This window comes from Actinomadura macra NBRC 14102 (genome assembly GCF_001552215.1).
In the GTDB taxonomy this organism is placed as follows: domain Bacteria; phylum Actinomycetota; class Actinomycetes; order Streptosporangiales; family Streptosporangiaceae; genus Spirillospora; species Spirillospora macra.
In genome coordinates, this window is the sequence record NZ_BCQT01000004.1 from 632,008 (window position 1) to 652,475 (window position 20,468).

At 71.0% G+C, this 20,468-nt stretch carries 16 protein-coding genes; 6 read left to right on the plus strand and 10 right to left on the minus strand.

The annotated features are described in order from the left end of the window. Positions 1 to 291: 291 nt before the first annotated feature. The 6 genes from AMA02S_RS07645 to mtrA all read right to left on the minus strand — a co-directional run bounded on the left by AMA02S_RS07645 (position 292) and on the right by mtrA (position 8,317). Positions 292 to 1,059 carry a response regulator gene (locus AMA02S_RS07645; protein WP_067453661.1) on the minus strand — a complete coding sequence of 256 codons (768 nt, stop codon included), beginning with the start codon at positions 1,057 to 1,059 and terminating at the stop codon, positions 292 to 294. 746 nt (positions 1,060 to 1,805) lie between these two features. Then, positions 1,806 to 2,462, minus strand: coding sequence for a ribosome hibernation-promoting factor, HPF/YfiA family (gene hpf / locus AMA02S_RS07650; protein ID WP_067453664.1), 657 nt, complete (start codon positions 2,460 to 2,462; stop codon positions 1,806 to 1,808). A gap of 657 nt (positions 2,463 to 3,119) precedes the next feature. After that, a complete protein-coding gene (locus AMA02S_RS44920; protein ID WP_369688378.1) occupies positions 3,120 to 3,443 on the minus strand; it encodes a ComF family protein in 324 nt (107 codons plus the stop codon). A 664-nt stretch (positions 3,444 to 4,107) separates the two neighbouring features. Beyond that, complete coding sequence (locus tag AMA02S_RS07660) at positions 4,108 to 5,895, minus strand: LpqB family beta-propeller domain-containing protein (protein ID WP_245667389.1); 1,788 nt, start codon at positions 5,893 to 5,895, stop codon at positions 4,108 to 4,110. Next, complete coding sequence (gene mtrB / locus AMA02S_RS07665; protein WP_084264798.1) at positions 5,892 to 7,532, minus strand: MtrAB system histidine kinase MtrB; 1,641 nt, start codon at positions 7,530 to 7,532, stop codon at positions 5,892 to 5,894. Before mtrB ends, AMA02S_RS07660 begins: the two co-directional genes overlap by 4 nt. 107 nt (positions 7,533 to 7,639) lie before the next feature. Next, entirely contained in the window at positions 7,640 to 8,317 is a 678-nt protein-coding gene (mtrA, locus tag AMA02S_RS07670) for an MtrAB system response regulator MtrA (RefSeq protein WP_067453668.1), read from the minus strand. Positions 8,318 to 8,823: 506 nt separating this feature from the next. Here mtrA and AMA02S_RS07675 point away from each other — a divergent pair. The 5 genes from AMA02S_RS07675 (at position 8,824) to AMA02S_RS07695 (ending at position 14,216) form a co-directional block, all read left to right on the plus strand. After that, positions 8,824 to 9,885 carry a hypothetical protein gene (locus AMA02S_RS07675; RefSeq protein WP_067453671.1) on the plus strand — a complete coding sequence of 354 codons (1,062 nt, stop codon included), beginning with the start codon at positions 8,824 to 8,826 and terminating at the stop codon, positions 9,883 to 9,885. Then, the gene (locus tag AMA02S_RS07680; RefSeq protein ID WP_084264855.1) at positions 9,885 to 10,628 is read left to right on the plus strand and encodes a DUF4129 domain-containing protein; all 744 of its coding nucleotides are present in this window, start codon (positions 9,885 to 9,887) and stop codon (positions 10,626 to 10,628) included. The genes AMA02S_RS07675 and AMA02S_RS07680 overlap by 1 nt, the downstream gene beginning before the upstream one ends. Further along, positions 10,622 to 11,857, plus strand: coding sequence for a DUF4350 domain-containing protein (locus AMA02S_RS07685; RefSeq protein ID WP_067453677.1), 1,236 nt, complete (start codon positions 10,622 to 10,624; stop codon positions 11,855 to 11,857). The genes AMA02S_RS07680 and AMA02S_RS07685 overlap by 7 nt, the downstream gene beginning before the upstream one ends. Positions 11,858 to 11,955: 98 nt before the next feature. Beyond that, positions 11,956 to 12,924 carry an AAA family ATPase gene (locus AMA02S_RS07690; protein ID WP_067454064.1) on the plus strand — a complete coding sequence of 323 codons (969 nt, stop codon included), beginning with the start codon at positions 11,956 to 11,958 and terminating at the stop codon, positions 12,922 to 12,924. Further along, positions 12,924 to 14,216 carry a DUF58 domain-containing protein gene (locus AMA02S_RS07695; RefSeq protein ID WP_067453680.1) on the plus strand — a complete coding sequence of 431 codons (1,293 nt, stop codon included), beginning with the start codon at positions 12,924 to 12,926 and terminating at the stop codon, positions 14,214 to 14,216. Before AMA02S_RS07690 ends, AMA02S_RS07695 begins: the two co-directional genes overlap by 1 nt. A gap of 169 nt (positions 14,217 to 14,385) precedes the next feature. On the opposite strand, the gene AMA02S_RS07700 is transcribed toward AMA02S_RS07695, so the two are convergent. Then, positions 14,386 to 15,381 (minus strand): stage II sporulation protein M, encoded by a 996-nt coding sequence (locus AMA02S_RS07700; protein ID WP_067453683.1) that lies wholly within the window; start codon positions 15,379 to 15,381, stop codon positions 14,386 to 14,388. Between the two features lie 71 nt (positions 15,382 to 15,452). Between AMA02S_RS07700 and AMA02S_RS07705 the strand changes: the two genes are divergently transcribed. Beyond that, on the plus strand, positions 15,453 to 16,592 hold the full coding sequence (locus tag AMA02S_RS07705; RefSeq protein WP_084264802.1) for an RDD family protein: 1,140 nt from the start codon (positions 15,453 to 15,455) through the stop codon (positions 16,590 to 16,592). Between the two features lie 321 nt (positions 16,593 to 16,913). Here AMA02S_RS07705 and AMA02S_RS07710 read toward each other — a convergent pair whose 3' ends face one another. The 3 genes from AMA02S_RS07710 to ahcY all read right to left on the minus strand — a co-directional run bounded on the left by AMA02S_RS07710 (position 16,914) and on the right by ahcY (position 20,280). Beyond that, positions 16,914 to 18,152, minus strand: a complete 1,239-nt coding sequence (locus tag AMA02S_RS07710; RefSeq protein ID WP_245667390.1) for a M14 family metallopeptidase — start codon at positions 18,150 to 18,152, stop codon at positions 16,914 to 16,916. Between the two features lie 270 nt (positions 18,153 to 18,422). Further along, positions 18,423 to 19,016 carry a hypothetical protein gene (locus tag AMA02S_RS07715; protein WP_157430455.1) on the minus strand — a complete coding sequence of 198 codons (594 nt, stop codon included), beginning with the start codon at positions 19,014 to 19,016 and terminating at the stop codon, positions 18,423 to 18,425. A gap of 7 nt (positions 19,017 to 19,023) precedes the next feature. After that, on the minus strand, positions 19,024 to 20,280 hold the full coding sequence (gene ahcY, locus AMA02S_RS07720) for an adenosylhomocysteinase (protein ID WP_067453692.1): 1,257 nt from the start codon (positions 20,278 to 20,280) through the stop codon (positions 19,024 to 19,026). Positions 20,281 to 20,468: the final 188 nt, after the last annotated feature.

Below are 20,468 nucleotides of genomic sequence, written 5' to 3' on the forward strand. Positions count from 1 at the left end.
CGCCGGTGTGAGTGGTCCCGTCGCCGCAGATGGACGATCATCAGGCTCCCGCCTTTCCGGGAGGCCGCCCTCACCGGCGGAAATCGCGTGGTCGAACGACTCTCGTCCGGTGCGGTCGTCTCCGCACACCGGATCCTTGGCTCGCGCCACAGGCAAACAACCCCCGCCGTCCCGCCCCCGTCCCTGCGGTCCACCGATCCTCGCGGGACGCGCTCGGGGCCGGTGGGCCGGAGGCAGGCGGGGGCGGCCTCACTGTTACTTCGCGCGAGGAGGCCGGGCGGATGAAGATCTTTAGGTGATCTCCAGAAGTTTTTCCCGGACGGCGTAGACGACGGCCTCCATCCGCGAGTGGAGCTGGAGTTTCTCCAGGATGTTGCGGACGTGGTTCTTCACCGTGTTCTCGGAGATGAACAGCTCGCGGGCGATCTCCCGGTTGCCGAGGCCGCGCGCGACGAGCCGCAGGACCTCCATCTCGCGCTCGGTCAGGCGCGGTGCCGGGACCTGCTGCGTCCGCTCCTCGCTGCGCTTGGCCAGCGCCGCGAACTCGGTGATGAGCTTGGACGCCATCGACGGGCTGATCAACGACTGGCCGCCATGGACGGCGCGGACCGCCTGGGGGACCTCGTCGATGGAGATCTCCTTGAGCAGGTAGCCGCTGGCGCCTGCCTTGATCGCTTCGAAGAGGTCTTCCTCCTCGTCGCTGATGGTCAGCATGACGATCTTCGCGCTGGGCGCCGCGTCCTTGATGGCGGTGCAGGCCTCGATGCCGCTGCGGCGGGGCATGCGGATGTCCATCAGCACGACGTCCGGCAACAGATCGCCGGCCATCTCGACCGCCTCGTGGCCGTCGCCGCCCTCGCCGATGACCTCGATGTCGTCCTCACCCTGCAGGACCATCTCCAGTCCCCTGCGGAACAGCGCGTGGTCGTCGACGATGAGCACGCGGATCGGGTCGGCCGCGCCGGCCGGCTCCGCCGCCTCCCGGCCGGCAGGGGTCGCACCTGCGCCGGCCTGCCGGGGTACGGCCGCGGCGCCGCGAGCCTCGGGATTCTCGCTCACCTGAGTCGCGGCGTGGAGGAGACGCCGCTTCCCCCTTTCGCTGTCAGTGTTCTGTTTCTACAGGACGTTTTCGGTCTCGGCACCTTACGGCGCCGGGGCGTCCACTTTTTTGTGCTTGCGGAGGTTGTCCTCGAACGGTCGTAGGCGTTCGTGTCGCCTCCGGCCACCATGAGGGTGCGGGGATCGCCCTCGGTCCTCGCGAGGCCGAGTGCCCTCGACCGCCGGTGGTTCTCCGGTCGCGGTGTGTTCCGGGATCGGGCGCGGATGGTCTGGTGTCCATCGCCGCCGTGGTGCGAGCTGTTCCGGTCGCCTCGGAGTCGCGGGTTGCGGACCCGGGTGGGGCGGCGGCACGCTGGCCCGGGCCGATGGGTTCATCGGTGGCTCCGGGGTCTGCACGGTGTCGCGGGTGCCGAAGCTGCCTCCAGAGGAGTCGCGGGTCGCGGGTCGTCCCGGCGGGACGTGCGGTACCGGGAGCGGCTCCGAAGAACTTCGGCGGAGCCTCCTCCGGTGAACTGCTGTCGGCCCCGGGAGGTTCCCGGAGGTGGGTTGCTCGAATCCCGGATCCTCCCGGGACGAAACGCGTGCCGAGGCGCACCCGGCCCGCCGCGGAGGCGATGGGGACGACCGGACGGGACCGGCCGGGCCGGCATGGCCCGATCGCCCAGACCACCGCATCCGCGGGTCGGCTGGTAACGCCTTTTCAGATCATTACATGCTCCGGGCGGTGACGTGACGCAAGTGCGGCATCACTCTTCGACGAGCCGGATGACGCCGTAGTCCCAGCCTCTCCTGCGGTAGACGACCGAGGGATGGCCGGTGGCCTTGTCGCGGTACAGGAAGAAGTCGTGGCCGACGAGCTCCATCTCGAAGAGGGCCTGCTCGATGCCCATCGGCTCGGCCTGGTGGAACTTCTCGCGGACGACGATGGGGCCGTCGCCCTCCATGGAGATCGGAACGATGTCCTCGTCACCGGGGGCCTGGCGCCCGGCGACATCGGGCTCGCTCTTCGGCGCCGCCTTGCGCGCCTTCTCAGGTGCCGGTCGGGGCGGTGGTTCGGGGACGGGTTCCATCGCGGTGACCTTGGCGCGGGCCTTCCCGCCGTGGGCCTTGCGACGCTCGCCGTCACGGCGGAGCCGCGATTCGAGCTTGTCGAGCGCCAGGTCGAGGGCGCCGTAGCGGTCGTCGGCGGCGGCCTCGGCCCGGATCACCGGGCCCCGGGAGCGGATCGTGAGCTCAACTCGTTCGCGCTGGTCGGCAAGCCGTGGGTTGCGTTCCTCGGACACCTCCACGTCCACGCGGATGACCTTCTGGTTCAGCCGCTCGATCTTGGCCAGCTTGGTGTCGACGTGCCGGCGGAACCTGTCGTTGATCTCGGTGTGCCGGCCCCTGACGATGATGTCCACGCGGGACCCCCCTTCTCCCGATTGCGTTTCTCGCCCGATCCGGGGCGTCTGACAGCCCCGGACGGGCACCACAGGACGATGGGTCGCACCCGCCCGGCCGACCTGGTCTTCGTCCCCACATCCGCCTGCTGAGGGGCTCGCGGCGCTCTCGCCACTACTGCCCTTCTCCCGGTTCGAAGGATGTCGGATCCCTCGACGAGGCAGGACTTACCTCTAAGGCGCACCGTGATCGGTCGACGAGAAGTCGCCTTACGTGGGCCGTTTCGCCTGCGCCTGGCATCGGCTAGCCGGACCGCCTGTCGTGCTCCTGACGAGCACTGCGATCCGACGCAACCACGGACCCGGGCGGGTGCCATGTCAGGAACGCTAACCCCTTACGCCACGAATGTCAGGGGGGTGGGCCGAGGAAAAACTCACTGACCGTCATCGGTGGTCGCCTCAGCGAGGCCCACCTCCCTTCTGGGAGCCCGTCACATGCCGTGAATCGCCCTGTCCACCGGGCACGAGCGCACAGCTCTCTCGCAGGTCAGATCAACCTGACTGCATGGTGAGTTTGATGACGATCTCCCCTCCTATGACATCGCGTGACGTTGATTACCCCTCACAAACCCGCAGGCATGCGCAAGCCGGACAAAGGTCGATGACGGTCGGTGACTATTACCGCTTCGACGATCGATCACGAAGGTTGGCACCGCCTCCGCCCCTCCCCCATTGCCGGGTCGGCGCTCCGCGCCGTTGGGTCGCCGCCAGCGTGGCCGCGCCTATCACCTCCGCATCCGCTGCTCGCAGCGCCCGTGCGGCCTCGGCGAGCGTCGCGCCCGTGGTGATCACATCGTCGACCAGCACCACCCGGCGCCCCGCCACCTTCGCCCGTGGGACGGCCTCCAGAGCGCCCGCGAGATTCGCCGCCCGTTCGGACACGGTGAGGCCCGCCTGATCGCTCACGCGCCGCGTGTGCCGCAGCGCGTCCGCCCGGGTCACGTTCACTCCATCCGCCCGCAGGCGCCGCACTGCCACGTCCACCACACTTCGCAGTGCGTCATGCCCCCGCCGCCGCACGGCCGCCCGCCCGGAGGGCACCCCGACGACCAGCAGTTCTCCAACTGACGGGGGCCCACGGGTCGCAGGTGACACGGACGCGAGAACGGCTCTCGCCAGGGCTTCTCCCAGTGGGCTCGCCAGAGGAGTACGTCCATGTTCCTTGTAAGCGGCCAGAATCGTACGGAAGGGGTCTTCGTACGCGGTGACCGTCCATGTGTCCGGGACGCCGACCGAGGCGGGCGTGCGGCGGACGGGGGCCAGGAGAGAGGCGGCGCAAGGGGCGCAGAGAAGGCCCGGGGCTCGTCCGCAGCCGGCGCAATGGTCGGGAAGAAGCAGCTCGATCAGGTCATTGAGAAGGCTCATGACTACGACGATCCCGCGCGGTCAGCGCCATCGGAACCATCGCCGCGAATTGTGGATAACTCCGAACCGGCCCCATCGATGGCCTGTCGCAGGTGTCCTCAACCGCCGCGCGAGCGCGTGACCTGACCGGTGGGGCGACGCCGGAGGCGAACCCCGCCGGGAAGATCGCGAAGCGATGTCGCGCTCGCCCAAGCACGGTCAAGAGCGAACCCCCAGGCGAGCCCTTGGACCGGGATTGCGATCAATTCGGGTAGCTGGGGTCCCGGGCGGGGGTCGGGCAGATCCATTCGCTGAAGGACTTGTCGGCCGAGCGCTGGCGGCAGACCTGGTTCTTGCCGTTGGAGCGGGTGCCGATGAGGACGGGCTCGCCTGGGGCGGCGGCGATCGTACGCGGTTCGCCGAGTGCTCCCACTCCCAGGGACGTGATGGCGCTGCCGCTGACCGGCATGATGTACGGCAGGTACAGAGAGTCACGCTTGGCGCGGCCCAGGACGGCCAGATTTCCGTAGTCGCGCCAGGCCAGGTCGATCGCGTCCTGGAGCTCGGAACTGACGGGAAGGAACGAACCCACGTCCAGGGAACCGTCCGCGGCGTGGGCGATGCGGCCGATCTGGACCTGGGGCCGGCCGTCGAGGCGGACGATGACGGCCGCGCGGACGCCGTCGCGGGCCACCCGGAACGCCAGGACCTCCCGGCCGCCCAGGCCCCAGTGCGCGGCCAGCGCGGGCGGTCTCCCGCGTGTACGCACCCAGAGCCAGGACTGGTCGGCCTTACTCTCGACCGTCCAGAGGGTGCCGTCGGTGCTCCAGGACGGGGCGGTGAAGCGGGCACCGCGGTGGGCGGTCAGCAGGACGTGGGGGGCGGGCGAGCCGGTGACGGGGGCGGCGGTGAGGAGGCGGTCGCCCTTGACGCTGAGGCCGGCGAGTTCACGGTAGTCGGGCGAGACCGCGGGACGGGACAGGCGCCCGGCCGGCCCGGTCACGACCGGTTGGGCGTGGTCGCCCTCCAGAGCCGCGAGGAAGCCGGACGCGCCGGCCACGTAGGCGTTCTGGTGGGTCTGGCCGTTGCCTTCCGGTCCGTCCGGAGAGTTTCCCGTCCAGCCGCTCACGGGCTGAGTCGGGTCCCGGCCGTCCGGTGAGACCGTCTCGCCGTCGATCCGCAGCCGGAAGCGCTGGATGCCGGAGAGCTGCCGGAGCGTCCAGGCGAGCTGCGCCGACATCCGGCCCACGCTGGCCCCTGCGGCCTCGCTGGTGAGGTCGACGGTCGCGACGTCCTTCTCCACGCTGAGGCCACGCAGCTTGGTGCCGGTGGGGAAGGCGCTCTCGACGGCGCCGTTCAGCCACGACGTCGGGCCCGTCAGCAGTGCCTGGACCAGCCGGGCGGGGAGCGTCTCCCGGTTGACGACCGGCAGGAAGATGCCGTTGGGGACGAGGGCGTGCTGGTCGGGGGCGAAGAAGTAGAGGTTGACGGGGCGCATGGTGCGCTCGACGTCGTTCTTGGTGAGCAGCAGCCCGGACCTCTCCTCGCCGGGCAGGCTGGTGATCCGCCATTGGCCCTGCGGGGTCTTGATCAGCTGGAAGGTCGCTTCGAGGCTCTTGGGGGCGGCGGTGTACTGGCCGTCGGAGCTGATCGTCCCGAGCTGGTCACCGGTCACCTTGACGGTCGCCAGGTTGCCGGACGTCCTGATCACGTGGGGATCGGTGACGCGGCTCTGCACGACGGTCACGTAGGGGCGGAGGCCCGGTTTCCAGGAGTCCTGGACGTTGAGGTACTCCTTGGCGACCCGGTGGTCGTCGTCGAAGCCGGCCGAGGCGGCCAGGAATCCCGACACGACCTGCTCGGGCCCCCAGCCCGGGCTCGGCCGCACGGGGATCAGCCGCACATACGGGTCGTCGACGCGGTCGGAGCGCTCGACGGGCCTGCCGATCACGACCTGCCCGCCGCTGGGGACGTTCGCGCATCCGGAGGCGCCCAGGGCGAGCGCGGTGGCCGCCACGACGGGGCGGAGCCTGCCTGCACGCGCGATCAATCGCCCGCCTCCAACTCCGCGAAGAGGGGACGCGCGTCGCCCGCCCCGGGTGGGACGAGCGGGAGCGGTGAGCCGCGGAGTTCGGCCCCGGCGACACGGGGCAGGGACAGTCGGAACTGCGATCCGGCGCCCGGTTCGCCCCATGCCTGAAGCCAGCCGCCGTGCAGTTGCGCGTCCTCGCGGGAGATGGACAGGCCCAGCCCGGTGCCGCCGGTGGTCCGGGCGCGCGCGGGGTCGGCGCGCCAGAAGCGGTCGAAGACCATCTGCCCCTCCCCCGGTTTGAGTCCGACGCCGTGGTCGCGCACGGCGACGGCCACGGCGTCTCGGTCGGCGCCGACCGAGACCACGATGTCCTCGCCCTCGCCGTGTTCGACGGCGTTGACGAGCAGGTTCCGCAGGATGCGCTCCACTCTGCGCCGGTCGACCTCCGCCATGCAAGGCTCCCCCGGCAGTTGCAGGACGACCTTGCTGCCCTTGCGCTCGGCGAGATCCTGGATGTCGCCCACGGTGCGCAGGACGAGGTCGCGCATGTCCAGGGACTCGGCGTCCAGCGTCGCGGCGCCCGCGTCGTGCCGGCTGATCTCCAGCAGGTCGGCGAGGAGCGATTCGAAGCGCTCCAGCTGGCTCTGGAGCAGCTCGGCGGACCGTCCGACCGCCGGGTCGTCGAAGGTGTCGCGGTTCTCGTAGAGCATGTCGGCCGCGATCCTGATGGTGGTCAGGGGCGTGCGGAGCTCGTGGGAGACATCGGAGACGAACTGGCGCTGCACCTGCGACAGGTCCTCCAGCTCGCCGATCTTGTCTTGGAGGTTGGCGGCCATGTCATTGAAGGAGCGGGCGAGACGCGCCAGGTCGTCCTCTCCGCGGACCCTCATGCGCTCTTCGAGCCGTCCGGCCGCGAGGCGTTGCGCACCTTGGGCGGCCAGCCGGACCGGTATGACGACCTGGCGGGTGACCAGCGAGGCGATGGCGGCCAAGAGCAGCACCAGAACGATGCCCACTCCCGCCATGGAGCGCCCCACATTGGTGAGGGTGTGCTGCTCCTGTTCCAGCGGGAAGAGGTAGTACAGCTCGAACTGGCCGGTCCGGCCGCCCACGATGAGCCCGCGTTCGGACGGACGCCCTCCGACGTAGGAGAGCTTGCCGTAGGTATAGGCACGTGACCCTGCCGGTGCGTGTCTCAGTTCTTCACGCAGCCGCCGGGGGACGCTCTCTTCGCGCAGCTCGTTCGTGGCGTAGCCGCCGAAGTACCGCTCGGTCGTATCACGGATGTAGACCTCGTACAGCCCGGATGGACCGCTCCGGGCTTTCAACCCGTCGACTGTCTGGCTCAACCAGTTGCCGTTTTCGGGGGTGGCGTTGCCCTGGCTGAGCTGTACCTGCGCCAGCCCCTCGTCCAGTTGGAGGCGGGCCGCCTTGACCTTCCCGTCCATCAGCGCGGACGACACCTGCTGCATGAGGAACACGCCAAGGATCGCCACCACGATCGCCGAGATGAACAGCGTCGAGGTGACGATCCGCACCTGGATGGAGCGGCGCCAGCGCTGGTACCCGCGCAGGGCCGTCCCGCGCACGAGCCGACGCAGCCCGCCCAGGCCGCGCCGTGCGAGCCGCTTGAACCGGGAGAACCCAGCGCTCACGCCCGCCTCCCGCGGTGGGCGGTGGCGGGTGGCCCGAGGTGGGGCGGCGAGTGAGGCAGGGTCGTCATGGGTGGGGCCGTTCCGGGGGTCGCGAAGGGGCCGGACGGTCAGGCGGGACCGGCCTTGTAGCCGACACCACGGACGGTGACGACGATCTCGGGACGCTCCGGATCCTTCTCGATCTTGGCGCGAAGCCGCTGCACGTGCACGTTGACCAGGCGCGTGTCGGCGGCATGGCGGTAGCCCCAGACCTGCTCCAGCAGAACCTCACGGGTGAACACCTGGCGCGGCTTACGAGCCAGGGCCACAAGGAGGTCGAACTCCAGTGGGGTCAGGGGGATGTGCTTGTCACCCCGCTTGACCGAGTGCCCCGCCACATCGATCGTGATGTCGCCGATCTGGAGGGTCTCGGGTGCGGGCTCGTCGGTACGCCGTAGGCGCGCGCGCACGCGCGCCACTAGCTCCTTCGGTTTGAACGGCTTGACGATGTAGTCGTCCGCGCCCGACTCAAGGCCGAGCACGACATCGACGGTGTCGCTCTTGGCCGTCAGCATCACGATCGGGACACCGGACTCGGCGCGGATCTGGCGGCAGACGTCGATGCCGTCGGCACCCGGCAGCATCAGGTCGAGCAGCACGAGATCCGGCCGGGTCTCCCGGAACGCCTCCAGCGCCTTGTCGCCGTCATGGACGAACGAAGGTTCGAAGCCCTCGCCCCTCAGCACGATGCCAAGCATCTCGGCGAGCGCGAGATCGTCGTCGACGACCAGTACACGTCCTCTCATGGCCCTCATCGTCACAAAGTCGGGGTTCGGTGGAGTGGGGTGAGACGCTCCGGCCCCACCTCGCCAGGGAGAGATATGCCTTGGCGTGCAAGGTTACCCGCGTTTGCGTCGTCCATGGCTCCTCCCGGCGTTCGACGCGACCTGCCTGGACGGTCTCCACATCTGTCCGTGCTCCGTCCGTGCTCCGACCGCGCTCCGTCCGTACCGGGTCCATGCCGGTGTTCGGAGCACGCCGTCGCCTTACGCGGCCCTTGCGCAGGGGCCGAATTGTAGAGGGGGACTCCCGAAACCGGGGCCAAATTGACCGGCTTCGGCAGCATTCGTCTACCACGTCGCGGGTCTCGGCGCAGATCGCCACCGTCCGGGCCGGCGGCGGCGTTCGCGGCGGCCGGCCCGTGACAGGATGACCTGACCGGTGGCCGCGGTGAGGCCGGGGCCGCCGCCCGGCACGCGCGCCAGGGCGGGCACGCCGGGGGACCCCCCGCCAGAGATCGCAGGGAGCCAAGATGCCGGGACCGGACGGCTGGGACGACGACGTGGACGGCGCCGTCCCGTTCCGCCCCATGTCCATCTCGGAGATGCTGGACGGCGCCATCGCCGGGATCCGGCGCCGCCCGCGCACGACGCTGGGCCTGTCGGTGGCCATCAGTACGGTGGTCCAGGTGGCGGGCTCGGTCACCGCGTACTACTTCGTCGGGAGGGACGCGCGGGGCGAGGTCACCCCGGACGTGCTGCTGGACTCCATCGGCGCGCAGGTCACACTCGGTCTGGCCGGGCTGATCCTGTCGGCGTACGGGATCCTGCTGATGGCGGGGATGATGGCGCCGATCCTGGGGCGCGAGCTGCTAGGGCTCCCGATAGCGCCGGGGCAGGCGTGGCGGGACGTCCGGCCACGCCTGGGCCGGCTGGCGGCGACGGCCGCGGTGGTCATGGTCGTGCCGCTGCTGGCGCTGGTGCTGCCGGCCATGCCGTTCTTCCTGCTGCTGGTGGTGGAGGCGCATCCGGCGCTGGCCGTCCTCGCGGGGATCGTGGGCTTCCCGGTCGGGATCGGGCTGATGGTGTGGCTGTACATCCTGCTCGTCCAGGCCGTCCCGGCAGTGGTCCTTGAGCGGCAGACCGTCACCGGGGCGCTGAGCAGAGCCAAAACCCTCTCCAAGGGGCGCTGGCTGCGCACGTGCGGCACGCTCCTGCTCGCCTTGGTCGTGACGGTGTTCATGGGGTTCTTCGCCCTGCGAATCCCGTTCCTGATCGTCCAGCTGGTGTTCTTCGGTACCGAACCGGAGGGTGGAGCGGCCGTGGCCGCGCTCGCCATCGACACCCTCGGGCGGATCGTGAGCTGGTCGGTCGTCCTGCCGTTCGACGCGGGGGTGATCACCCTCCTGTACATGGACCGGAGGATGCGCCGCGAGGGCTTCGATCTGGACCTGCGCACCAAGGGCCGCTCCGCGGCGGCCATAGCGGGAGCCGCCGGAAACGGCAGCGACGGCACAGACGAGGGCGAGGGCTTCATCGACCTGTGGCGGTATGGCCGGATGGCCGCGCGGCCGGGGACAGGGGCGAATCCGTGATGTTCGATCCGATCGGACGCGACGAGGCCCGCGAGCTGGCCCGCCGCGAGCTGGAGAAGCAGATCTACCAGCGCGACAAGCCGTCCTGGCTGGAACGGACCTGGGACCGGTTCGCCAGCTGGCTGAACGAGCTGTTCAACCGCGCCGCCACGCCGAACGCGCAGGGCGACGGCAGCGGCTGGATGTCGATCGCGGTGATCGTCGTCATCGTGGTCGTGGCGGTCGCGCTGGTCGTGTGGCTGATGTGGGGGCGCCGCAACCTGCGCTCTCGTGAGGACGCGCTGCTGGAGGACGAGCCGTCCACCGCGCTCGACCACCGGGAGGCGGCGGAGGCGCACGCGGCGGCCGGGCAGTGGGCCGAGGCGATCCGGGAGCGGCTGCGCGCCATCGCCCGCGACCTGGAGGAGCGGGCCGTGCTCGCGCCCCGTCCGGGCCGGACCGCCGACGAGCTCGCGGCCGAGGCGGGCGAGGCGGTGCCGCAGCTCGCGGACGAGTTGCGCTCGGGCGTGCGGACGTTCGACGACGTCTGGTACGGCGACCGCCCCGGCACCGCGGACGGATACGCGCAGCTCAAGAGCCTGGACGAGCGGTTGCGCGAGGCGCGGCCCAAGCCGCTGGAGCCCGACGCCCTCGTGCCGGTGGGCGGGCCGGACGACACCGATCCCCGTGGGGGCACGGGGAGCGGTCTGGCCGGGGGCGCCGCGAGCGGAACCGCGGACGAGGACGGAGGCCCGCGATGGTGATCCAGTCCCCGCCCAAGGGCCCCGGCCCCGGCACGGGTTCGGCCACGGGTTCGGCGGTGCCGTCCGCGCGGCAGGTAGCGGGACGGCGCTGGCGGTCGGCGCGCGGCGTCGTCGCCGTGCTCCTCGCGATGGTCCTGATCGCGGTCGTGCTGGCCGCGCTGCGTCCCTCGGGCTCCCCCGAAGAACTCGACCCGACCTCGCCGAAACGCGACGGCACCCGCGCGCTCGCCGAGATCCTCAAACAGCGCGGGACACCGGTGACCGTGTCCCGGCGGGCCGGCCAGGCCGCCGCGGCGTCCACACCGGGGAGCGTCCTGGTGGTGACCCGCAGCGAGCGGCTCACCACGGACGACCTCGACCGGCTTCGCACCGTGCAAGGAGACCTGCTGCTCGTCTCCCCCGGACGGGACGTCATGCAGGCCCTCGCTCCGGGCGTGCGGTCGGACGGGCCGAGCTTCGAGAAGACGGCCGAACCGGGCTGCACACTTCACGCCGCGACGCTCGCGGGCGGTGTCACGTTCGGCAACTCGCAGACGTATGAGGCGCCGGCGGGCGCGACCAGCTGTTACAAGGCGGGCAACGGGGGTGAGGCGGGCGAAGCGGCCCGGCTCGTCCAGATCCAGACGGGCGGCCGCACCATCACGGTGCTCGGATCGTCCGGCTTCCTCACCAACGAGCACCTCGCCGAGAACGGCAACGCCGCGCTGGCCATGAACCTGGCTGGGGCCCGCTCCAGCGTGGTCTGGCTGATCCCCGACCAGCCCGCATCCGGCGCCGACACCGGCGACACGTCCCTCGCCGAGCTCGTGCCGTTCGGCGTCTGGCTGTTCTTCCTCGAACTGGTGGTCGCGGTGCTGCTGGTGGCGGCCTGGCGGGCGCGCCGGCTCGGCCCGGTCGTGGCCGAGGCGCTGCCGGTCGCCGTCCGCTCCGCGGAGACGGTGGAGGGGCGCGCCCGGCTCTACCGCGCGCGCCGCGCCCGCGACCGGGCCTCCGACGCGCTGCGCTCCGGGGCTCGCGAGCGCATCGTCCCCCTGCTGGGTCTGCCGCGCAGCAGCGCACAGGACCCGGCCGCCGCGCAGGAGATCGTCACCGCCGTCGCCCTCCGCACGACCCACGAAGAGGCGTACGTCGGCGCGGCCCTGTACGGTCCTGAACCCGCGGACGACGCGGGGTTGATCGCCCTCAGCGGCGTCCTCGACGACCTGGAAAGGCAGGTACGCCAGTCGTGAACCACCCTGTTGACCTCGGGAAGGACGACGGGCCCGGCATGGGCTCCGGCTCCCCCGTCGACACGCCGCCGGGGGCCACGCCGCCGGGCGCCGAGCGAATGCCCGAGGAGGTCCGGCGACAGGCCGAGATCGCCCGCGCGGCGCTCACGGCGCTGCGCAAGGAGGTGGCCAAGACAGTCGTCGGTCAGGACTCCGTGGTGACCGGTCTCGTCATCGCGCTGCTCTGCCGCGGACACGTGCTGTTGGAGGGCGTCCCCGGCACCGCCAAGACGCTGCTCATCAAGACGCTCTCGCGCGCCCTCGACCTGGACTTCAAGCGTGTCCAGTTCACCCCCGACCTGATGCCCGGCGATGTGACGGGGTCGCTGGTGTACGACAACCGCTCCGCGGAGTTCGAGTTCCGCGAGGGCCCCGTCTTCACCAACCTCCTGCTCGCCGATGAGATCAACCGGACCCCGCCGAAGACCCAGGCGTCCCTGCTGGAGGCCATGGAGGAACGGCAGGTCTCCGTCGAGGGGACGGCGCGTCCGCTACCCGACCCCTTCATGGTGTGCGCGACCCAGAACCCGATCGAGTACGAGGGCACCTATCCCTTGCCCGAGGCCCAGCTCGACCGGTTCCTGGTGAAGCTGACCGTGCCCGTCCCCACCCGGGACGAGGAGATCTCCATGCTGCAACGGCACGCCGCCGGATTCGATCCGCGCGACCTGTCGGAGGTGCGGCCCGTCGCGGGCGCGACCGAGCTGGCAGCCGGGCGGGCCGCGGTCCGGTCCGTCCATCTGGACCCGAAGGTCGCCGCCTACGTCGTGGACCTGTGCCGCGCGACCCGGCAGTCCCCGTCGCTCCAGCTGGGCGTGTCCCCCCGCGGTGCGACGGCGCTGCTGTCGACGTCCCGGGCGTGGGCGTGGCTGTCGGGACGCGACTACGTGACGCCGGACGACGTGAAGGCGCTGGCCCGCCCGACGCTCCGCCACCGGGTGCAGCTGCGTCCCGAGGCCGAGCTGGAGGGCGCCACCGCGGACGGCGTGCTGGAGGGCATCCTCGCCCACGTCCCCGCGCCGCGCTGATGGCGTTGACCGGACGCCTGGGCTTGCTGGCGCTGCTCGGCGCGCTCGTCCCGCTGCTGGTGCCGAGCTGGTGGGTGCTGTTCGCGCTGTGGGGCGTCCTGCTGCTCGGCGTCGTCGCCGACCTGGCCCTCGCGGGCAACGTACGGGCGCTGCGCTTCCACCGGGCGGGGGACACGAGCGTCCGGCTCGGTGAGACGGCACAGGTCACGCTGACGGTCGAGAACCTCGGCAGACGGCGCCTGAAGGCCCGCCTGCGGGACGTGTGGCCGCCGAGCGCGGGCGCGGGCCCCCGCACCGTCAAGCTGGACGTGCCCGCCGGGGAACGCCGCCGCGTCGAGATGACGCTCACCCCCACACGGCGCGGCGACCGGCGCGCCGTCACCGTCGTGGTGCGGTCGGTGGGGCCGCTCGGCCTGGCCGCGCGGCAACTGTCGCGGCCCGCGCCGTGGACGGTCCGGGCGCTCCCGGCCTTCCCGTCCCGCCGCCACCTGCCCGCCAAGCTCGCGCGGCTGCGGGAGCTGACCGGCGCGCACGTCGCGCTGATCCGCGGCCAGGGCACCGAGTTCGACTCGCTGCGCGAGTACGTGGACGGCGACGACGTCCGGTCCATCGACTGGCGGGCCACCGCGCGGCGCGGCGACGTGGTCGTGCGGACGTGGCGTCCCGAGCGCGACCGGCGCATCTACCTGGTGCTCGACACCGGCCGGACGTCCGCGGGTCGCGTCGGCGACATCCCTCGCCTGGACTGCTCGATGGACGCGGCGCTGCTGCTCGGCGCCCTCGCGTCCCGCGCCGGCGACCGGGTGGACCTGCTCGCCTACGACCGGCGCGTCCGCACCCGCGTCGAGGGCGCCTCCCGGACCGACCTGCTGCCCGCGATGGTGCACGCGATGGCGCCGCTGGAACCCGAGCTGCTCGAATGCGACGCCGCGGGCATGGTGTCGACGCTGATGGCGCGCGTCCGGCAGCGCTGCCTGGTCGTACTGCTGACGGAGCTGAACACCGCCGCGATCGAGGAGGGCCTGCTGCCGCTGCTGCCCCAGCTCACCGCCCGGCACCTGGTCATGATCGCCGCGGTGGCGGACCCGCGGGTCGGGGAGATGGCGGCCGGACGCGGCGACCTCGCGGCGGTCTACGACGCGTCCGCCGCCGAGCGGGCCCGCGCGGACCGCCGCCGCCTCACCGCCGAACTGCGCAGCCACGGCGTCGAGGTGGTGGACGCACCCCCCGAGGAGATCGCACCCGCCCTAGCCGACGCCTACCTGGCCCTCAAGGCCGCCGGGAGACTGTGACTATTTGCAGTGTCCTCGGCATCGGGCCTTGGCGGCCCTCCTTCCACGGGCACTGCGCGATCGCTGCATCGCTTTCGACTCGCCCTGGAGGGCTCGCTTCGCGATCAGATCCTCGCAGGCTCGGATCTGCCTTCGGACGCGATCGCAGACCGCCTGTCCGTGGCACGGCTCAGCCCGAGACGGGGGCCAGGTCTGGGCGCAGGTCGGCGTCGCCTGTCTCGCCTCGGCGGGTCGCACGGCGGCCCAGGACGATCACGTAGCTGAGGAACGCCACCTCGGCGACCACGCCGATGCCGATGCGGAGCCATGTCACGTGCACCCAGCCCGTCACGAAGCCCTCGATGAGACCGGACACCAGCAGCACGCCGACGAGGCCGATCGCGATGCTCACCGCCGAGCGCCCCTCCTCGGCGAGGGCCTGCCCGCGGGTGCGGCGACCGGGGTCCACGACGGTCCAGCCCAGCTTCAGGCCGCCCGCGCAGGCCAGGTACACGGCGGTCAGCTCCAGCAGGCCGTGCGGCAGGATCAGCCCGAAGAAGATCGATCCCTTTCCGGACGCGAACATCAGGCCGCCGACGACGCCGAGGTTGATCTGGTTCATCAGCAGCACGTACACGGTGGGGATGCCGAGCATGATCCCGAAGATCAGCGCGACCGCCGACACCCACGCGTTGTTGATCCACACCTGGAACGCGAACGACGAGGCCGAGTGCTCGGTGTAGTAGTTCGCGAAGTCGCGGTCGACCAGCTCGCGGATCTCGTCCGGCGTCGCGATGGTCGCCTGCACCTCGGGGCTGTGCACGATCCAGATCGCCAGGGCCAGCGCCAGCAGGTTGCCGAGGACGGCGTTCCCGAGCCACCACCAGCGCATCCGGTACGCCGCCGCGGGAAACGACACCGTCGCGAACCGCGACACGTCCCGCCAGAGCGGGGCCTGCGCCCCGGCCACGGCCGCCCGCCCGCGCGCCACGAGGGACGACAGACGGCCCACGAGCTGCGGGTCCGGGGAGCTCGACCGCACCACCGACAGGTGCGTCGCGGTGCGCTGGTACAGCTCGACCAGCTCGTCGATCTCCGTGCCGGACAGCCGTCGGCCGCGGTTGATCAACCGTTCCAGGCGCTGCCAGTCGGCGTTGTGCGCGGCCACATAGGCGTCGACGTCCACCCCGGGAGACTAACGCCTCGGCCCGCCGAACCGGCAAAATGGACCCGCCCCCGGCATTGGAGGAACAGGACATGGCCGAACTCGTCACCGGCGAGGCCGTCGCGCTCGACATCAGGGTCGCGCGGCTCGCCAGCCGTGGCTGCGCCGTGCTGCTGGACCTGATGCTCCAGCTGGTGATCCTCTACGGCGCCATCATGGTCGCGTCCATGACCTCGCTCGTCGCGGACGACGCGTGGGCGGCGGGCCTGACGATCCTGGCGATGGTGGCCGTCATCGTCGGCTACCCGTGCGCGTTCGAGACCCTGACACGCGGCCGGACGCTCGGCAAGATGGCCGCCGGGCTGCGCGTCGTCGCCGACGACGGCGGGCCGATCCGGTTCCGGCAGGCGCTCGTCCGGGCGCTCGCCGGGTTCATCGAGTTCTGGACGCTCTACAGCGCGCCGGCCCTCGTCGCGTCCCTGTGCAGCAAGCGCGGCAAGCGCCTCGGTGACCTGTTCGCCGGGACGATCGTCATCCAGGAGCGGGTGCCGACCTCGGTGTTCGGCCCGGTCGCGGTGATGCCGCCGCAACTCGCCGGGTGGGCCCGGACGCTGGAGCTGTCGATGCTGCCGGACGAGCTGGCGATGACCGCGCGGCAGTACCTGTCCCGTTTCTGGGAGCTGCTGCCCGACGTCCGCGACTCGCTCGGCCAGCGCATCAGCGACCAGGTCACCGCCACCGTGAGCCCGCCGCCGCCACCGGGCGTCCGCCCCGAGATCCTGCTGTCGGCGATCCTCGCCGAGCGCCGCCATCGCGAGGAGTGGCGCCTCGCCCAGCGCCGCGCGGCGCGGCTCCGCCGTCTCGGCCGGACCGACTGGACGACCCCGCAGCCGGACCACGCGCCCGTCGCGGCACCGGCCATGGCGATGGCCGGGGCGCCTCCGGCGTTCCCCGTCCGGCAGGGCCCGCCGGCCCCTCCCCCGTTCAGCGCTCCGGGGCCCGGACAACCCCAGTTCCTGCCTCCGCACAACTACGGCGCAGGCCCGTACCAGGGTGTCCTTCCCCAGGCCCCGCAAGGGCCGCCCCAAGGACCTGCGGGCGGCCCGTACGGACCCGGGCAGTACCCCTCTGGGCAGTACCCAACGGGCCAGTACCCATCCGGGCCCTATCCCGGCGCTCCGTACCCCACCGGCCAGTACCCCACCGGTCAGTACCCGGGGCGTCCGAGCTAGAGCCGGGGCCGACACGTCCAGCATCACGGGCAATGACGGCCCGACCCGGTTCGTCCGTCTCCTGGCCAGTTCCTTCCCTTGGGCCGCCGGGGGGACGGCCACCACACTGTCCTACACCAGCGGAATCCTGACGGCCGGCTGAAGGAACCGCGCGGGAGCGTCCGGTCCCATCGCGATGCGGCTTCCGGCCGCCGCCTACCGTGACACATCCGCGATCACCTCCACCGGCCTCGCACGCCGTGACCACGACGCCCTGAACGACCCCCGAACCGATCCTGGAACCGGTTCAGGGGCCGACTGGGCCGCGCGGCAGGCGTCCGGTCAGGCCGCGCAGTACTGGCCCTCCTTGCCGATGGCCCGGTACGGGCAGTCGGCATAGGCGGTCAGGCGCAGCAGGGCCTCACGGCTCCGCTGAACCTGGCTTTCGATGGCCGACGGGGGCGGGTAGAAGCTCCCGCCGCCCAGCTCGAACGTGTACGAGAAGATGCGTTGGTCTCCCCACGTCCAGTCGTCGGTCGTGCCATCGGTGATGTACAGGTCGCTGGACTGCTCGGGCGTGAAGCCCTGCGTCTGGGCCATCTCCCGGCCGATGGTGCGGTGGGCGTTCTCGTCGTCCACGTCCATCGACCCGGGCACCGTGTTGTTCATGGTGTAGCCGAACGGCCAGAGCACCAGCTCGGCGACCGAGTGGATGTCCAGGAACATCTTGATCTGCTGCTTGCCGCCGACCCTGCGGCTCCGCACGTAGTTGGCGAGGACCTTCGTCTCGGTGGCCGACTCGGGGCCGGTGCCCCGGTAGGTCTCGCTCGACGTGCTGGAGGACGACCCGTTGCAGCAGCCCCACTTGTAGGCGAAGTTGCGGTTCAGGTCGGTGCCCGGCCCTTCCCGGTTCTTGCGCCACATGCGGCCGGCCTGGGTGTCGCTGGTCATGTCGTAGACCTGGCCGTCGGGATTGACCATCGGCATGATGGTGATCTCCCGGTTGTCCACCAGGTCGGTGATCCGCTTGTCCGACCCGTAGCCCTTGGTGAGCTGGCCGATGTAGTCCAGGGCCTGCTCCGCGGTGAGCCGCTCGCGGGCGTGGATGTTGGCGATGATCATGACTTCGGGCTCGTTCTCGTCCGTCGCCACGTTGTCGCTGATCTTGACGCCGATGATGTCGCGGCCCTGGCCGGACTTGCCCACCAGGAACTTCCGCGCGATCTGCGGGTACGCGGCGACGACCGAGTCGACCTCCGCCTGCATCTCGGCGAACGTGTGGTACGAGCTCGCCGACGCGGTCGGCGGGGTCACGGGCTTGGGCAGCGGAGCGCTCACCTTGAAGCCGAGCTTCTTGATCGCTTCGACCTCGGACGGGATCGCGCTGATCTCGACGCCGTCCGCACGGAGGATGTCGATGGCGGCGCCCGTTTGGGCGACCTGGGTGCGCTGCAGGCTGGTCGTGGGGCCGGTGACCTTGTACTGCTGGGACGTGACAGGGCTCGGCGCGGATGCGCCGGCGGTGCCGGGCACGGTCGCGGCGAGGGCTCCGGCGGCAAGCACCGCGAGAAGGGAGCGCACTCTGCTGGTAATAACCATTTGACGGGTAACCTGCCATTCGGATGTGCGTGCTGGGGCACGCGGCGGGGGGCTCCTCAGGAGGGTCACGAACGCATGCGGTGTCGCCACAATGACCGGTTCGGGCCCGCTTTACAATGGGTGCCATTTCACCGCCACCGGGACCGTTAAAAACACAAAAGTGCAGGTCAAAGCCGTCAGGTTGCGAGGTCTTCCAGACCCAATCAAACGGGATGTGAAATTTCAGGCCAGCCCGACCAGCGAAAACGGTCTTCAGCCAGGGAGGTTTGGCGGCGTTTCCAACTCGGCCAGCTCTATTCCCGGCCCGGCGAGGAGGACGTCGCCGGCGACATGGACGGCGGCGAGTTCCCCCGTGCCGAGATCGGCGATTTCGTATTGCGCGACGGGTAGCGGAGCGATTTCAGTTTCGTAGGTCTCCGTGGCGGCCAGGCGCCAGCGCCAGCTGGCGGTCAGCGGCGCGAGCGTCGTCCCGGTCAGCCGGACGAGCCGGAGATCGGTTCCGGCGCTGTCGGCCGGGTCGAGAGAGCGCGCTATCGCGATGAGGAAGGCCGGCGAGTCGGCGAGGAACCCGGAGGCCTTCGCGGTGTGCTCGGCCCTCGCGCCGTCCCCCGCCTGCCCGGTGGCTCCGCGCACCCAGGCGACCTCCGGTCCCGTCACACCACCCCTGACCCACCAGGACGGGGAGACGAGCTCGACGCGGATGTGGCGCCAGCGCGCGTCCACGACCAGGTCCGTCCGGACGCCGTCGGAGCGCTGGGAGGTGTAGCGCCAGCCGCCGGGGCCCGGGGCGCACTGGAAGCGTTCCTCGACCCCCTCGTCGAGATGGACGTACATTCCGGTCGGCACGGGACGCTCAGGACCCCAGGCGCCACGAGTGGAGGTAGTCCTCCTGCTCGGGGGTGAGAAGGTCGATGGAGATCGCCATCGAGTCCAGCTTCAGCCGCGCGACCTCCGTGTCGATCTCCTTGGGCACGTCGTGGACGGCCGGGGACAGCGTCTCGTGGGCGCCGGCCAGCCACGCGCATGTCAGTGCCTGGTCGGCGAACGACATGTCCATGACGGCGGCCGGGTGCCCCTCGGCGGCGGCGAGGTTGACCAGGCGCCCCTCGGCCAGCAGGACCAGGCGGCGCCCGTCCGCGAGGACGTACTCGTCGGCCTGCGGGCGGACGCCATGGTGGATCTCCACCGCCAGGTCGTCCAGCGCCCGCACGTCGATCTCCACGTCGAAGTGCCCGGAGTTTGCGAGGATCGCGCCGTCCTTCATCGCGGCCAGGTGCTCGCCGCTCACCACGTCGCGGTTGCCGGTGACGGTGATGAACACATCGCCGTGCCGCGCGGCCTCGGACATCGGCTGGACGGCGAAGCCCTGCAACGCCGCGTCCAGCGCCTTGACCGGGTCGATCTCCGTGATCACCACCCGGGCGCCGAGCCCGCGCGCCCGCTCGGCGAGGCCGCGGCCGCAGTAGCCGAAGCCCGCGATCACGATCGTCTTGCCCGCGAGAAGGGTGTTGGTGGCACGGATGATGCCGTCCAGGGTCGACTGCCCGGTGCCGTACCGGTTGTCGAACATGTGCTTGGTGTCGGTGTCGTTCACCGCGACCACGGGAAAGCGCAGGGCGCCCTCACGCGCCATCTGGTGCAGCCGGATGACACCGGTCGTCGTCTGCTCACATCCCGCCTTGACCGTGGAGATCAGGTCCGTCCGGTCGATGTGCAGGGTGTTGACCAGGTCGCAGCCGTCGTCCAAGACCAGGTCGGGTCCGGTCTCCAGCACCTGGTGGATGTGCGCGTAATAGCCCTCGCGGTCGATGCCCGCGCGCGCGAACACCTCCACCCCGTCCTCTTGGACGAGCGCTGCGGCCACGTCATCCTGCGTCGAGAGCGGATTGGACGCGGCGAGCGCGACGCTGGCGCCCCCCGCCTGGAGCGTGCGGATCAGGCACGCCGTCTCGGTGGTGACATGCATGCACGCCGCGACCCGCCACCCGTCCAGCGGACGCTCCCCGGCGAAACGCTCCCGGATCTGCCGGAGCACGGGCATGCTCCGGTCCGCCCACTCGATCCGCTTGCCACCCTGATAGGCAAGCGAAACGTCCGAGATATCGCTCATCCACTCCCCGTTACGCCAGTTCGCCGCTGGACGGGCAGACTACCCCGTCCAGCGGCGAACGTTCCTCAGCAAGAACCCAAGCCGTCACAGACCCGAACCAGCCGCAGTGCCCGTTGAAGGAAGGCGCCCTATGCGCCTGACGCCGAGGGACACTGCAATCAACACGTGCACCACCGCCAGCCCCCTGC